The sequence below is a fragment of the Pseudomonas sp. F01002 genome, assembly GCF_004402115.1.
GTDB classification, from domain to species: Bacteria; Pseudomonadota; Gammaproteobacteria; order Pseudomonadales; family Pseudomonadaceae; genus Aquipseudomonas; species Aquipseudomonas frigoris.
Genome location: NZ_SOPU01000033.1, coordinates 1 through 15,037, shown reverse-complemented (window position 1 = coordinate 15,037; position 15,037 = coordinate 1). Strand labels below are relative to the sequence as shown.

Below are 15,037 nucleotides of genomic sequence, written 5' to 3'. Positions count from 1 at the left end.
ATCAGACGATCCGAACCACCTTCAGCGACGCGGTTTTCGATCAGACGATCCGAACCACCTTCAGCCACACGGTTTTCGATCAGACGATCCGAACCACCTTCAGCGACGCGGTTTTCGATCAAACGATCCGAACCACCCTCAGCCACACGACTTTCAATCCGACGATCCGAGCCGCCTTCAGCGACAACCGGGTGAGCAGAGGTAGCGGCGAAAGCGTTAACTGCAAAAACCGAGAAAGCGATGTTGAGGAGGATTTGGCGTTTCATGATGGTGTGCTCCGGGGTGTAGTTGTTGGGTATGGCGCTGATGTTACGCCGCGGATTTTTTATGAGAACTTCATTGAGTTGATGGTGACTATCGACGCCGGCAATGATCCTCCTGTCGTCAGCTCTGCCGCTCAGCCAGAACCGCAGGGGTATGCTGGACCTCTTGAACTGTCGAGGCTCTCCAGGTCCGCAAGGATTTCCTGCGAGGTTCCCTGCTCTGGTCGAGAGGATAAATCGATGCACGACTATTACGATTTGGGCACCTACAGCCGCCCGGTGACGACCCACTCGTCCCAGGCCCAGCGCTGGTTCGATCGTGGCTTGGTATGGTGCTACGGCTACAACCACGACGAATCCATACGCTGTTTCCAAAAGGCGATCGAACACGACCGCGATTGCGCGATGGCCTACTGGGGCATCGCCTACGCTTCGGGCCCCAACTACAACAAGCGTTGGGATGCCTTCATCGAACAGGAGTTGAAAGAGGCCGTGGCCCAGGCCCGACTGGCGACGCAAACCGCGCTGGGACATATCGACGGCGCAACACCGGTGGAACAGGCGCTGATCCGGGCGCTGGAGCAACGCTCCAGGCCGATCAGGCCTCCAGCCTCGACCAACTCTTCGCCTGGAACGATGCCTATGCGGCGTCCATGCGCGATGTCTACAAAGCCTTTCCCGAAGATCCCGATGTCGTTGCGCTGTTTGCCGAAGCGTTGATCGACCGCACACCCTGGCAATTGTGGGATCTGAAAACCGGTAAACCGGCGCCGGGCGCCGACACGCTTGAAACGGTAGACGTGCTGGAACGGGCGCTACGGCGGATGGCGCAGCACGGCGATGCGCCGCACCCCGGCGTGCTGCACATGTACGTCCACACCCTGGAAATGTCGCCCTACCCGGAGCGGGCGTTGCGAGCCGGCGATGTCCTGCGTGACCTGGTGCCGGATGCGGGACATTTGCGCCATATGCCGTCGCACATCGACGTGCTCTGCGGTGACTACCGTGGGGCCATGGTCACCAATAGCCGGGCGATTCTGGCCGACAGCAAATACCTGGAACAGGAAGGGCCGCTCAACTTCTACACCTTGTATCGATGCCACAACTACCACTTCAAACTCTATTCGGCGATGTTCCTCGGGCAATACCAACCGGCCCTGGAAGCCGCCGATCAACTGATGTCGACCATCAGGGAAGAACTGCTGCGCGTGGAGCAACCGCCCATGGCCGACTGGCTGGAAGGCTTCGTGTCGATGAAGGTCCACGTGCAGATACGCTTCGGCAAATGGCAGGACATCCTCGCCACCCCGCTGCCGAACGACCAGGCGCTGTACTGCGTGACCACGGCGATGCTGCATTACGCCAGAGGCGTGGCGCATGCGGCCACCGGGTATATCGCCGCCGCAGAAGCCGAACAGCGACTACTCCTCGAAGCCTGGACCCGAGTGCCGGACACACGCTACCTTTTCAACAATAAATGCACCGACATTCTGGCGGTTGCCGCAGGCATGCTGCGCGGGGAAATCGAGTACCGTAAAGGCAATTACGACGACGCCTTCGCCCACTTGCGCCAGGCGCTGTCACTGGACGACAACCTGCCTTACGACGAGCCATGGGGCTGGATGCAACCGGTCAGACATGCGTTGGGCGCGTTGCTTTTGGAGCAGGGCAGGGTAGAAGAAGCGTTGCAGGCCTATCGAGCCGATCTGGGACTGGACAACACCCTCAGCCGTGCGTCCTGGCATCTGGACAATGTGTGGAGCTTGCACGGCTATGCGGAATGCCTGAGACGACTGGGGCTGGATGCCGAAGCTGCTGCCGCCCAGACGCGCCTTGATCTGGCCATGGCCCGGGCGGATGTGGAGATTAAGGCCTCGTGTTTTTGCCGTGTTGGGGCGGGGTGTTGTCAGTGATGCTTGAAGCGCCGGAGATTGCCTGTTGATCGCTTGTCTACGTTGTTGTCGCAGTTCGTCAGTGGCTCCATTGCTTTCAAGTACGATGGCGAGCTGATCCAGAACGTCGATCAATTGTTCAGTCATTTGACCCATTTTGAATTCATCCAAACTGTGGAACGATGGATTTTCGGGCATTGGAAGTTGACTATGCGATGACCTCCGCTTCAGCCATTTGCGCACACAATCCTTTATTTCGCTCGGAGCTGGTAAGCCCGATGGATGTTGACGCACCTCTTTGTTTGCGGACACAAAAAACAGGCGCCGTCATGGCGCCCGTTTTCGTTTATTCCGCTGCTTGAGCCCGCAAGCGTCGGCCGATCACATCCATCAAGTCTCAGCCGTCGCGTAACGGAATGGCCAGCAGTTTGGAGAAGTCCGACAGCACCACCGTGTCGCAACCGAGTTCGGCGCGGTAGGCGATGTTTTCCAGCACCTGCGTGACCGTGCGAATGCGGTAATCGGCCATGGCTTGCAAGACGTCGAGTGGGGCTTGGGTATCGATGAGCAGGGAGGCCGGGATCAGGTCGATTCCGGTGAGGGGCGTGCATCTTTCCATAGGGAGATCTCATTCAGTTTGTTGAGACCGCCAACAGATCGTCGCCAAACGATAGGGTGGCAGTTGCGCGCAGGTTGGCGAACCGGGAATGAGTAACCGGCAGACCCGAAGGTCTCCCGCGGACAACCGCCATAGTACAGCGGTTTTGCGGCTGCGACGACGCCTGCAAATGAGCAGACGGCCCTCGCACTCATATCCCGGGTCGCCAAACCCGAAATCGCCATTTTGGGCGACGAGATGGACTATAGGCCTCATCAGAACGACGGGAAAGGTGAGGGATTCCGAGGTTTGTGTAGGAATTTTTATGATGCTCCTAGGACCGTTACGCCCCTTCCGCGGGCGACTGCTATCGTCCGATTGTGTTGAAAAAGTCGGTCCTTCCAGACTGCCCGCATATTGACTGTTAAAAACGACTTTTTTACGCGCAGCTGTGTGAAATCTGAGCCCGGAATCCTCTGCTCAAAGTAAAAATTTCAATCTCGAACGCGTACTTTTCTGCCGTGGAAGCCATAGCCGACTTTTTCAACACAATCGGCCAAAAGCGGTCATTGGATTTTGCTAGCAGACGGCACCAAACCAGCGGCAAGTGCCTCCAATAGTGCACTGACCTTGGGAAGCGCCTGACGGCTCTTTAGCCAAATCAGATTGATCGCCAAGCCATCGGCTGCCAAGTGGGGAAGCACTTCAACCAATGTCCCCTCTTCAAGCTGACGTTTGATCAACCATGAAGGTAACTGCGCGATCCCGCATCCCGCCGATACCGCGATCACCAGACCTTCGCCATCTCCCACAACGAACTTTGCGGCTATCGCCCTGCGTTCAATTTCGCCCGGGTGCTTTCCTGAAAAACTCCAAGGGCTAACCGTCCCATCCGCCCAGCCGTAAGCGATGCACTGATGCTGTTCCAGATCGCGATCGGTCACGGGCGTGCCGTGCTTACTCAAATATGCGGGAGACGCACAGAAGATATGCCACTCACTGCCCAGGTAGCGGTGTTCTAATGCGGCGGGCCAAACGTCCGAACCACCGATGCGTACGACGATATCGACACCTTCCTCGATAGGGTCGATGAAACGGTCGGAAAACGAAATGTGCGGGAGCAGCAGCGCATGTTCCTGGGCAAATCGCAGAATAATCGGAAGTGCCTGCTGGCGGCCGAATGCACCTGGAAGGTCAATGCGAATCCTGCCACGAGGCTCAGTGTTTTCGGCAAGTAGGGACAGCTCAGCCTCTTCGAGGTCAGCCAGCACGCCTGTGCATGTGCGATAGAACGCAGTCCCCGCATCCGTCAGTGACAAGCTTCGAGTTGTTCGATGGAACAACCGAGTCCCAAGCCTGCTCTCCAATCGAGCTATCCCTTTGCTGATTGCCGAAGCCGTCAGACTCATCCGCTCGGCAGCGCCTTTGAAGCTGCCGGAGTCGGCGACGCAGACAAATACATCAATGCCCTTTAATCGTTCGGAGGAAACATGGACGCCCCGCATTCATGAATTGAGTTCTGTCGACCTGATAAAAAACATCATAAATCAGAACACAATTCCCCAGTAAGCTTGATTCGCGCATCAATCAACACCATGCGACGGACGAACACCATAAAAACAACCTGCTGAACGATGAGGCAAGGATGCTGACCACGCTAAAAAACTATCCGACAACAATAAATTTGCTGCTGTCGGCGTCCCTGATCTTGACCCTGGCGCGAGCAATCACCCTGCCCTATCTGGTCATTTACCTTTCCGGCAGTTTCAGCTTGAGCGTCGCCGATATCGGCCTGGTTATTGGCAGCACACTGATCATCGGGTCGTTATTGAGTCTTTACGGTGGCTTTCTTGTCGACAAGATGTCCAGTTACCGGCTGATCCTGGGCTTCAGTGGTGTGTTCACGCTGGGGTTTCTCGGGACGTTTCTGGCTCGCGATCTTTGGCTGTTCTACAGCTGCCTGGTACTGATCAACCTGGCTTATGCGGTCATTGATATCGCGGTCAAATCAGGATTTGGCAGCCTGCTTCCCGTCACTGATCGCAGCGAAGTTTTCTCGATCAAATACACGCTGACCAATATCGGGTATGCCGTCGGCCCGTTTCTTGGCGCTGGCATGGCCAAGCTGGATATCAGCTTGCCATTCCTGTTATCTGCCGGGCTTGGAGCAGCATTCTTCTTCATCTATTTTGTTTGGGGCAATAGAGACCTGAACGCTACCGATGAAGCTCAGAAACCAGTACCGTTTCTGGCCGTGGGAAAACTGTTACTCCAGGATTATCGCCCTTGGTGGGCTGCTCAGTGCGGTGGTCTTTGGCCAGTTCACCGCTTATCTCTCGCAGTATCTGGTGGTCACTACTACACCAGAATCCACCTACCAGATCATCAGTACCGTTGTGGCGACCAATGCGCTGATGGTGATCAGCTTGCAATACTCCATAGGCAGGAAGATCTCTCACAGACATCTGAATCTGTGGCTGGCCGCGGGACTGAGTATGTTCATTATGGGGTTGGCGGGTTTTGCCCTGTCGACCTCTATTCTGCTCTGGGTCATTTCCATAGCCATTTTCACGGTCGGCGAGATCATAGTATTCCCCGCCGAGTACATGTTCATCGACAAAATCGCTCCGGACAACCTGCGCGGCATGTATTACGGAGCACAAAACCTGTCCAACCTCGGCGCGGCACTGGGACCGGTGCTTTGCGGAGTCGTATTGGCGACTCAGCCTCCCTACTACATCTTCTACATGCTTGCGCTCTTCATTGTTGCAGGTGGAATGTTTTACTTCCTGGGAGCTTCCAACTTGAGCGCTACAACGGATATGGATCCTGATTGAAGGGCAGCAATGAGAAAGACGGTGAGCAATCAAAAAATCACCTTATAAATATCCGCTTTGGGTCGATTGTTGCCTGTCGCCAAGGGCAGTAAACGACCCATAGCTGACATTGAAAACAAGCGCAAATGGCCGATTGCTGCCGGCGACGACCAGCCCTGGGCGACCAAAAGTGCCCTTTAGGGGGGGCATGATGGTGATACAAACGCCATTTTCTCCAGATTGTCGTCAGAACCTAAAGACTAAAAGATTGATCTCTTCCCCGTTCTTTAGCTACATAGAGAGCATTATCGGCTTGCGCCAGTAGTACGTTAGACGGGTGCAGTGGACCAAATGTATGAACTGAAAAACCGATGCTTATCGTCAAGTAGCCTGTGCTGGAAGCGGAGTGCGGTATTCTCAAATCTCGCACTCGTTGGCATAGCGACTTGACATACAGAGCTGCCTGGTCTTTCGCCATGCCGTTGGACAGAATCACAAATTCTTCGCCGCCATACCTGGCTGCAAAATCAGAGCCTCGCTGGAAGGACTTATTTAAACTATCTGCGACACGTATTAACGCTTCATCGCCAGCTTGATGCCCATAAATATCATTGAATGATTTGAAGTGATCAACATCAATCATGGCAAGAGTCAATGAGTCGCCATTGCGACATGCAATTTTACATTGAATTTCGAACTGCGTATCAAAAAAACGACGATTGTAAATGCCTGTGAGTCCATCTTTTATGGATAGTTGCTCGAAGTGTATTTTCATTTTTTCGAGAGACTGATGCTCGTCGCGAAGTTGTTGTTGTATTATCATTCTGGGTGTTACATCTTTTTGTATTCCAATAAAGTTGGTTACAGTCCCGTTCTCATCATGAATTGGCGATATGCTCAACTCGTTCCAAAACATAGTTCCATCCTTGCGGTAGTTTCGCAAGGTTACGAGGCAGTACTCGCCTTTTTTAACGGCATTGTGAACAATTTCCAGTTCAGGCTGTTTTCGATCGTTTCTTTGTAGGTATCGACAGTTAATATTAGTAATTTCTTCGAACGAGTAGCCAGTCATTCGCTCAAAAGCAGGATTTACAAAAATCAACGGATTGTCGTCGATGCAATTGTCGGAGATGGTGATGCCGTCCCGTGAGTCCATAACCGCTTGTTTAAGAATTTCAATCTTCATGTAAAGTCCGCTATTAGGATCAAAGGGAGGGCGCTGTTTTCAAGGGAAATAACATCTAGATATCACAATTAATTATACTACTTGATTTACAAGTGTAGTCGTTGAAAAAAATACAATGTCTGTTTTCCTATACTATTCGATAATAGTGGGGATTGATTTCAGTCAAAAGCTCCGCTGAAATGGCCTTAGCTGCGCTGAATTGCATCAGAAATGACACTACATTGGGGCACAATGACGCCAGCCATATTAAGGGCTTAACCGGTCACTTCTTTTCCGCGCGACCGCCAGATGACAGGCAGCTTCTGGGCCGATTGCTGTCTGTCGCGAAGGCTGCAATCGACTGTGAAATCAACTGATCGATGCAACAGACCGGCTAGCGTCAACCCTGTCGCTGGGCGCACTTCAACAAATTATTGCAATGCACATTCTGTTGGACGGCGACAATTGCGTCATCATCGCCATGGATTACCGCAATCTCCCACGGCATCTGGGGCGATCGAACGTGAGGTGGAGGCGCTGGAGTTCCGAATATCTAGCCGCACGAATGCATTGCCTGTTCAGCTTTTCTGCCTCTGCACCGGGATGGGTGTAGTAGATGAACGAGTGACATCAAAGACCGTGTACATCCAATAAACTGGCTCTTGGCACTCAACAGATCAATCAGCGAGTGCGCGTGTGCTCCTTCGACATCAAGAGCGCGGTAGCCATTTAAAATGGATTTCTCCCGTTCAAGGTGAGCGATTCGAGCTTCCAGTTCCTGGATTTTCTGTTGCTCCGGCATTAGCAGCCTTGCTGCGGAGTAACACCTTTGCTCTCCTACTGAAGCTGATTAACCCAGCGTGTAACGCGAACTCAACAACCCCGAGCGAACGTTAGGCTTCGATATGGCTGAAGCCTTCATCAAGCACGAGGCCTGCGGCCTCGCGTTTGAATTCAGCGGAAAAGGAACGACGTGGCTTGGTCTTCAGACACCTCTATCTGGCGAGCATTCTCGTCTAAATGGTGTCCGGTTTCATCAGATCCACTACAGGAAGTGTACTTTGGCTACTTGACACGCCAAGGGCTATGTTAGTTTTTGTAGAGTGGAAGTTTTTTTGCACTTTCGGTCCATTCAGTAATTTTCTCTGGGTGTGAGTCAAGATAATGATTGATAGCCCCATCGGAGTTTGAAGTCTCATGAGCCTCAGCCATAATTCCCTGCAAGTCGGCAAGGGGGATTTTGTAGTTTTGAAGGAAGTTCGCTGCTCGAGGAAAATCTTCACCGAACCCTTTGCGAGAAAGGGTATGTACGCCCTCAGCACCACCTAAAGAGCCTTTTGGATCTTCCAAATAGCGTAGGTTCCACTTTCCAAACATCCAATGAGGGGTCCAGGCTGTGGCAACGATCCAGTCTTTTTTAAGAATGGCTCGATCCATCGCAATAGTCATTGCAGTTGCGCTGCTAGCGGAGAGTTTGTAATCGACTAAGTTGTAATTTTTTATTGTTTCTTCGGATTTTCTCATTAGGCCTGCACCAGGGTCGATGCCTTGTATTGTTCCTATAAATTTCTTTGCAACTTCGGGATTTTCCAAATCAGCGATTGTTCTTACTTCGTTGACCGGCACATAGTCTGGCACCACCCATCCAAGCTTCCCGCCATAGATTATGCCTAAATCATCAACACTATTTTTGTACTTATCCCAATAAGCAGCTTGGGTGTTCGGTAGCCAAGCCATGAGCATAGCATCAAGCTTTTTAGTTGAGATGCTTTGATATTGCACGCCAAGTGCTAGCAGTGAGAGTTTTACTTTATAATCGAGTTGTTGCTCTAGTATTTTCTTGGCCATATTTGTAACGATTTCAGAGTCCGGCTCTGAAATAAAACTCAATCGCAAGGCTTGATCTTCCCTGAATTCAGACTCCGCCGCTTGAACGCCTAATGACATTAAAGGTACCACTGCCAACGTCGCACACTTGAATACATACATAAAATCAAGTTTCATTTTAATCATCCTATTATTTTAGCTTTTGGGTGGTGTATGGAAGATCAATTTACGCCAGCGCAAGCTCTTGGAGTTCCTGAATTCAGAGGAGATCCTAATTAAGCGGCTACCTATGCGTGTACGGGTAGGACTTCCCACGGTGCTACCCAGTCGCCCGCCACTCGCAACGCAATCTTTGCATCATCTTCAATGAGCCGACAGACACTCATTTCACCGGAACGCTCTCCGTAACGCTGCTTCGCTTCTTCGAAGCGCGCATGAGTTGCACGGGTTAGCTCGCAGCGTGTTCCGGTTTCATTTAACAATTCTTCTATCAGGCCAAGATCTTTCAGGCACAGCGCAAGCGGGAAAGATGGGTCGTAGTGACCGGCAAATATCGACGGTACATCGTGTTGCATTACGAAGCTATCGGCGGCCCCTCCCTTCATTGCTTCCCACCATACATCTGGCTCCAAACCTGCAACCTTAGCGGCTACCATAGCTTCGCCTATAGCGGCAGCGTGGATTTTCCAAAGCTGGTTGTTAACCAGCTTGGCGACGTAACCGTTGCCATAGCGGCCAACTTTTTGAATTACACCCATTGCTTCAAGAACAGGACGCGTTTTTTCGATATGAGCATCCTGCCCACCTACAAACAAAATCATGTCACCACGTATGGAGGAATCAACTGACCCGGTAACAGGTGCATCAATAGGAAATCCACCCCGCACGACGAACTCGTCGGCGAGCTTGCGCATCATAAACGGACTGCTGGTTGTCAGGTCGATCCAGTATTTGCCAGTAATATCGGCTTCAAAAAAGCCACCGGCACCACGTACAACTTGATCAATTTGAACTGGTCCGAAGACCATGCTAACTACGACATCTACATTCTCAATCACTTCTCGAGGGCTGTCAGCCCACACAGCACCATTGGCTAACAAAGACTCTGCCACTTCCCTCCGCAGGTCATAAACAACCAAGTCAAAGCCTAAAGCCTGAATGTTCCGAGCCGCGGGAAGTCCCATTGTTCCTAAACCAACAAATCCAATTTTCATAATGTTTCTCGTTTTTATTGATGGGGCGATTGGAAGCTACGAGCAACATAAAATGCTTGTTGGCTATAAACAAATGAAATATTATTATGGTATCGATCATGAAACGTGATAGTAGGAGGTAAGCGATTGAAAAACCTTGATTTGAACCTGCTCCAGGCTTTTATAGCCATTGTCGACAGTGGAGGTTTCACGCGTGCTGCTCACTTTTTATGCCGTACTCAGTCAGCAGTAAGCATGCAGTTGCAAAAGCTTGAAGAGCAGATGGGCAAACAATTGATTCAACGGGATAATCGTCAAATAAGGTTGACGGAAGACGGTGAGATACTTCTCGGTTATGCGCGTCGTATGATCCATCTAAATGAAAGCGCCTTTGCGGCCGTTGGAAAGCCATACACTGAGGGGCACCTCAGACTAGGCATACCTGATGATTACGCTCAGTTTTTTTTACCTTCTGTGTTGACCCGTTTTGCACATGCTTACCCACGAGTGCAGCTTGAAGTAACTGGGGCTTTGAGTGGGGAGCTGCTTGACCTACTTGAGGCGGGAGATCTTGACGTGGCTCTGATCACGCGACAGCCAAATCGAAGCTGCGGAAAGATTTTGCGCAAAGAACGGTTAGTCTGGGTAGGTTCGCGCCAACATATGGCTCAGAGCATGGAGCCGGTTCCGCTGGCGTTTTTCCCCGAAGGGTGTGTGTTCCGTGAGCATGCCATTGCTGCTCTTAACGCCCATGGACGGCCTTGGCGAATTGCCTATTCCAGTCGGAGCTTTGCTGGAGGAACAATCGCTGTAAACGGAGGTTTAGCAGTGACTGTAATGGCCCAGAGCATGGTGCCGGTTGAGTGGCGGATCTTCGGGGTCGAGGATGATTTTCCTCAATTGCCCGAGATCGAGATCGTTTTGCATCGAGCACCGAGCAAGCTACCATCAGCCACAACGCTGTTAGAGGAACAGTTGATTGAAAGCGTCCAGACAGCTTTTAATTCAGCTTTCCGACAAGGTAGCTATTTAACACGGGCTTAGTAAAGCGCTCACTTCTCAAGCGTCAGCCTCGATGAAGCAATTGCGCATATCGGCTTCTTGGCAGATTTTTGCCAGCCGATCGTGAACAGCCTTATCCAGCTCTTCGTCGCTCCAATAGGTGTGGCCAGCTCGTAATTGCCCGACCCCAGCCGCTTCATCCCTTAGGGTTCCAGGCAGTAGTGCTCGATGTTTTCCCCGGCTCGCTTTCTGCTGCGCACGAACTTGCTATTGTTCTCGACAACCAGGCGCAGCACGACAGTGGCGACCCGTTCGGCATCGACCTCTCCCGGCAGCCAATGAGCGTCCGCATCGCGGCGCACATGGCCTATGCACTCCACAATGAGGCAGAGGTTGCGTACAGCAACGCCGACTCTCAGCTCGGCCACGCAACTCAGAAAATCGCTGCGATCGATCAGTTCTTGGTGTCACGGATGGTGCCGCTTTATTGAGCAGATTTAACGTCAGGGCCTAACGTTATTCCGGATAGCGTCTAGCCCGAATGACCGCTCCTGGCCCAGGCCGTGTAAAAACGCATTCGTCACTTTGAAGTCAGCGTTACTACGTGAAATCTGGCGTCGACCGTTTGGTAAGTAGACCTGAAATTTGCGTAGGGACGCGATTTTTGGGCTGTTTTCGTCTGCCTCCGCAGATCGAAAACGTTTTTACACAGCCTCGGCCGATTTCTGCCTGTCGCGACCGGCGGAAAACGACCCATTGCAGACATTGGCAATGGTGGTTGACCGCCCATATCGCTGCATAGCAGCATGCCGTTCAGTATTATCTCGCCATTACGTTAATGCCAGGATGCCTATGTGTGTAGATCTTCATGAGTTGCTGGAAATCGTAAACGACGAGCAATCCTTCATTGGATTTATGGCGGCTCTCGGTGATGATTTCTCCCGGGAACGTTTGTTGGAGGAGACTTCTCCATCATCTCCCTTTGGGCCCGGCGCCTTGGGGTGGGAGAACGGTTCTGTTGACACCTTTCTTGATGCTGCAGCTTCGTGGGCAATCGCTAGCACCAGGTGTTCTTTGACGGACGCTTCTGTATTGAACGTATGGCAGCGCTGTGCGGCAATTTTGCTCGCTGGTAAATTTTATGAGTGAACGCTAGCGGGAGTGGAATGTGCTGAACGACAGATTATTGGGTTTGAACCAGCAAATCGAAAAAGCTACCGCTGCTATGCGAGACAAACTCGTGACGTCTGATGAGGTCGTTGTGGCTGATTTCATGAGGCGGTACGAATTGACCTTGGCATTGCTCGGGCCTGGCTCAGAGCAAATGCTGGAGGCGAGCTTGAAGGAACTGTTAAATTGCACAAGAGGTTACCTGGAAACCTCCAGTCATTATGATCAGAAGTTTCTAGGTGAAATGTGTGCGACAGAAAGACTGATTGAGGAATTGCTGAAGGATAAATAACTGCGAAATCGTGAGTATGTTTCCGACTTGTAAAAGCGCAGGTCACGGACGTCCGCTACTGGCCGATAGTGGGCTTGATTAAGACCTCAGGGCGGATGCAGTCACCTCGTCATGCACATTAGGCTAGTGGTCCGAGGCAGGCATTTGGTGTTGAATACGAGCCTTTTCAGGGAGGGGTTATATGAGAATGAATTTAATTGGTCTGGCCATTGCCACGTCGCTGATTGCTGGATGCGCATACCAAGCGCCCTATGGGACTCCAGAGGCTACATCACAACTGGTGAGAGACCTTTCACTTGATGGGGCGCCTGAACTCGTTGTGCCGGCAAGCTGGATGTCCGTACCTTATGGGGTTGCGAAACCAGCCGAGCCGAAACAAGGGCTGCTTGTTTCGGAGCGTGGTGGTTTGCGTTTGGTAGTTTTCGAGAATAAGCGCTACCGGCAAGCTGGCGAACTTCGCTCTCCCGAGGTGCAATGCAGTTACATCTGGAGGGGGGAGCAGGACACAATGCCCGTGCACTTGTTCGAGGCGGAGCGTTACTACGCGTTGAGCCCAGGCGAAACTATAGGGGCAATAGATGTGAAGCTAAGAGCGCAAGTGGTTCGGTACCTACAGTCCCAAAACATATCGCTGCTTACTGTGCGAGACGGCTTGTTCGTGCGTGGAACCGGAAACTGGTCTTCTAATGTTCCTTTGCAGAACAACTATGCCCCATGGGACATTGGAGTTCCTCTTCCCCGTGGTGAGTTGGAGGCATTCAACCCCTGTAAGCATTAAGTGAAACTCTGGATCGCTGCTTATCATCAAAAAAAATGCGACTGGCTGCTTCTGGCCGATTTCTGCCGGTCGTCATTCCCATGTGCGCTGGTCAAGTCCGATGCAAATGACTGGTCAGTGGTGATGCAGTTGGGGGCAATTCCGTGCAACCCCAAACGGCTTTTTACTGCCCGCTCATCTGCTCAGTCGCACACTTTTCACCTGCCAACTTCAAACTATTACCGCCCAGAAAAGCTGGACCTCATTGGTGAGGTGGGTATGTCTTCCGATTCGAGTTTTCAAGACCAAACACAAGGTTCTGTTCCATCCAAGCCTGAGCCAGGTTCAGATGAGCCGACGCTAGATCCAGACGATCCGAATAAATACGATCCGTTAACAAAACCCAGCGATGATCGCCCAGAAGACTGGAAAGAACCTGGTGAGAGGACTACACCAGAGGCAGATGAAATAACACCGCTATCAGACGATATGCGATAGGAGAGAAAGCCCGACCAGCAAGCCGGGTTTTTTGTGTTCGCCGTCTGTCCAATGGTAGGCACTTGCAGCGCACGACCGCTTCTCATGTTTAAGCACGGAAATCACGCGCATTAGGTCGGAGAGCCACCATGGAAATTAACGAGAACGCACCAGGCAATAAATCGCAGCAACGCGAAACACGCACCACGGACAACGAAACTGGCCACGACCCGAGCTGGAACCAGTACGAAGTTCCATTACCGACCGACGATGAAGCTCCTGTCGATGCAGATATGGCTGATGTGGCTGATGTGGATGCTACTAATTCGGTATCGAGTGAGCATCCAAAAGCTGGTACGAACAGCCTCGTCGATAACCCAGACAACGACCCACAGATGAACGACCAGGACGAAAACGATAAGGAGGCTCGCGGGATGCCTGCGAGTGACCCTGAATCAGGTGCCTGAATTAGTTCGGATGATTTCCGATGCCCGCTCAACGCGGGCAGCCCTCGGGGAGGCCTGAACGTCGTTAGCCGGATAGTGCAACGTACGGAATCAACGTCGCCAGCCCTGAACGCGCACCCTGACCTTACATGCATTCGGGGTGGTGCGAGACGGGATCAGCGAGACCGATGCAATAGGGCGTCGGCGCCGTGAACGTCTTCGGCAGACAGCGGGATTTAGGTGTGTTGCGCCGACCGGTTGAATCCACAGCCGATTGCTGCCTGTCGTAACTGACCGAAATCCACAACCCTTTGCAGACATTCATAACACTCAAGCTAAAAGGCCAGCTTAGTCGGTCCCGGTGAACGAGCCGAACGATTTGAATCTAATGCCCCATTTAAGAATTATCCGCCTCGGGCGCACGGAAGGCCTTACTGTAGTAACCGGACTGGTCGAAACAGCAAACGTGCTTCTTGCCGGATGCGAGCATATCGCAGGCATCACTGATTCGTTTTGCGCGGGTCTTGAGTTGCTTGGCTGAAGTAATCCAGTGAATCCAGTCTACTCGTGCGATGGTCGTCGTATTGTTCCAGACTTTACGAGCCTCAGGAGTGGCTGCCAGTGCCTCCTGAAAATCTGCCGGGATGTCAGGCTCGGGTTCCTTCTTCACAGAGGCTAGCTCCAGCGTAACGATGTCCCCAACAGCCGCGCCTGCGGCTTCGAGTAACTCTCTGCTGACCCGCAGCCAATGGCTCAGCTGACCATCCGGCTCAAGGGTTGCCTGGAAGTGGTGCGCATTGATTGTGCCTTCAACTGTCGTCCTTCCTCGCCTCGGAAGCTGTTCACTCGCGTCTCTTGGCAGTACCAGAAACGCCCACGACGTATCATTACCAGGCTTTGCCGGACGGAGAAGCTTTGCTTCGAATCGGGATTTCACATCGATTGTTGTCATTGCAACTCCTCCAACCAATACGCCTGACGACTCAACTACGGGAAAGATTCAGTGCAGAGGGTCGACTGGGGATTCCATGACCATCCGGACACCCATTCCACCAACATCCGGACACTGATTCCACGCTGATCCGGACACTCATTCCACGAGCATCCGGACACCGATTCCACGGCCATCCGGACACTTT

The 15,037-nt window shown here is 52.2% G+C and carries 13 protein-coding genes and 3 pseudogenes; 8 read left to right on the top strand and 8 right to left on the bottom strand.

Annotated elements, in window-relative coordinates; genetic code table 11:
• Positions 1–266: pseudogene (locus E3W21_RS32160) on the bottom strand (phage infection protein); the annotation flags it as partial.
• A gap of 650 nt (positions 267–916) precedes the next feature.
• Between E3W21_RS32160 and E3W21_RS26625 the strand changes: the two are divergent.
• Positions 917–2,176 carry a tetratricopeptide repeat protein gene (locus tag E3W21_RS26625; protein WP_256661661.1) on the top strand — a complete coding sequence of 420 codons (1,260 nt, stop codon included), beginning with the start codon at positions 917–919 and terminating at the stop codon, positions 2,174–2,176.
• A 376-nt stretch (positions 2,177–2,552) separates the two neighbouring features.
• Here the strand turns inward: E3W21_RS26625 and E3W21_RS26620 are convergent, their stop codons facing one another.
• Positions 2,553–2,774, bottom strand: coding sequence for a hypothetical protein (locus E3W21_RS26620; protein ID WP_134422521.1), 222 nt, complete (start codon positions 2,772–2,774; stop codon positions 2,553–2,555).
• Positions 2,775–3,319: 545 nt separating this feature from the next.
• The gene (locus E3W21_RS26615) at positions 3,320–4,258 is read right to left on the bottom strand and encodes a LysR family transcriptional regulator (RefSeq protein WP_134422519.1); all 939 of its coding nucleotides are present in this window, start codon (positions 4,256–4,258) and stop codon (positions 3,320–3,322) included.
• Between the two features lie 140 nt (positions 4,259–4,398).
• Between E3W21_RS26615 and E3W21_RS26610 the strand changes: the two are divergent.
• A pseudogene (locus E3W21_RS26610) lies at positions 4,399–5,590 on the top strand (MFS transporter).
• Between the two features lie 232 nt (positions 5,591–5,822).
• Here the strand turns inward: E3W21_RS26610 and E3W21_RS26605 are convergent.
• The 4 genes and pseudogenes from E3W21_RS26605 to E3W21_RS26590 form a co-directional block, all read right to left on the bottom strand.
• Positions 5,823–6,755, bottom strand: a complete 933-nt coding sequence (locus tag E3W21_RS26605) for a GGDEF domain-containing protein (RefSeq protein WP_129436788.1) — start codon at positions 6,753–6,755, stop codon at positions 5,823–5,825.
• Between the two features lie 640 nt (positions 6,756–7,395).
• Positions 7,396–7,723: pseudogene (locus E3W21_RS26600) on the bottom strand (transposase); the annotation flags it as partial.
• Between the two features lie 100 nt (positions 7,724–7,823).
• Positions 7,824–8,738, bottom strand: a complete 915-nt coding sequence (locus E3W21_RS26595; RefSeq protein ID WP_218570177.1) for a glycine betaine ABC transporter substrate-binding protein — start codon at positions 8,736–8,738, stop codon at positions 7,824–7,826.
• Positions 8,739–8,848: 110 nt separating this feature from the next.
• Entirely contained in the window at positions 8,849–9,775 is a 927-nt protein-coding gene (locus E3W21_RS26590) for an NAD(P)-dependent oxidoreductase (RefSeq protein ID WP_134422517.1), read from the bottom strand.
• A gap of 126 nt (positions 9,776–9,901) precedes the next feature.
• On the opposite strand from E3W21_RS26590, the gene E3W21_RS26585 reads away from it, so the two are divergent.
• The 6 genes from E3W21_RS26585 (at position 9,902) to E3W21_RS26560 (ending at position 13,919) form a co-directional block, all read left to right on the top strand.
• Complete coding sequence (locus E3W21_RS26585; protein ID WP_129436790.1) at positions 9,902–10,798, top strand: LysR substrate-binding domain-containing protein; 897 nt, start codon at positions 9,902–9,904, stop codon at positions 10,796–10,798.
• Between the two features lie 179 nt (positions 10,799–10,977).
• Positions 10,978–11,247 (top strand): hypothetical protein, encoded by a 270-nt coding sequence (locus tag E3W21_RS31255; RefSeq protein ID WP_165353209.1) that lies wholly within the window; start codon positions 10,978–10,980, stop codon positions 11,245–11,247.
• Positions 11,248–11,608: 361 nt separating this feature from the next.
• On the top strand, positions 11,609–11,905 hold the full coding sequence (locus tag E3W21_RS26575) for a hypothetical protein (protein ID WP_166793875.1): 297 nt from the start codon (positions 11,609–11,611) through the stop codon (positions 11,903–11,905).
• Between the two features lie 19 nt (positions 11,906–11,924).
• Entirely contained in the window at positions 11,925–12,218 is a 294-nt protein-coding gene (locus E3W21_RS26570) for a hypothetical protein (protein ID WP_134422515.1), read from the top strand.
• Between the two features lie 778 nt (positions 12,219–12,996).
• Positions 12,997–13,473, top strand: coding sequence for a hypothetical protein (locus tag E3W21_RS31995; protein ID WP_256661660.1), 477 nt, complete (start codon positions 12,997–12,999; stop codon positions 13,471–13,473).
• 128 nt (positions 13,474–13,601) lie between these two features.
• Positions 13,602–13,919 carry a hypothetical protein gene (locus tag E3W21_RS26560; protein ID WP_134422513.1) on the top strand — a complete coding sequence of 106 codons (318 nt, stop codon included), beginning with the start codon at positions 13,602–13,604 and terminating at the stop codon, positions 13,917–13,919.
• A 376-nt stretch (positions 13,920–14,295) separates the two neighbouring features.
• Here E3W21_RS26560 and E3W21_RS26555 read toward each other — a convergent pair whose 3' ends face one another.
• Positions 14,296–14,850, bottom strand: coding sequence for a YdeI/OmpD-associated family protein (locus E3W21_RS26555; RefSeq protein ID WP_134422511.1), 555 nt, complete (start codon positions 14,848–14,850; stop codon positions 14,296–14,298).
• Between the last annotated feature and the right edge of the window lie 187 nt (positions 14,851–15,037).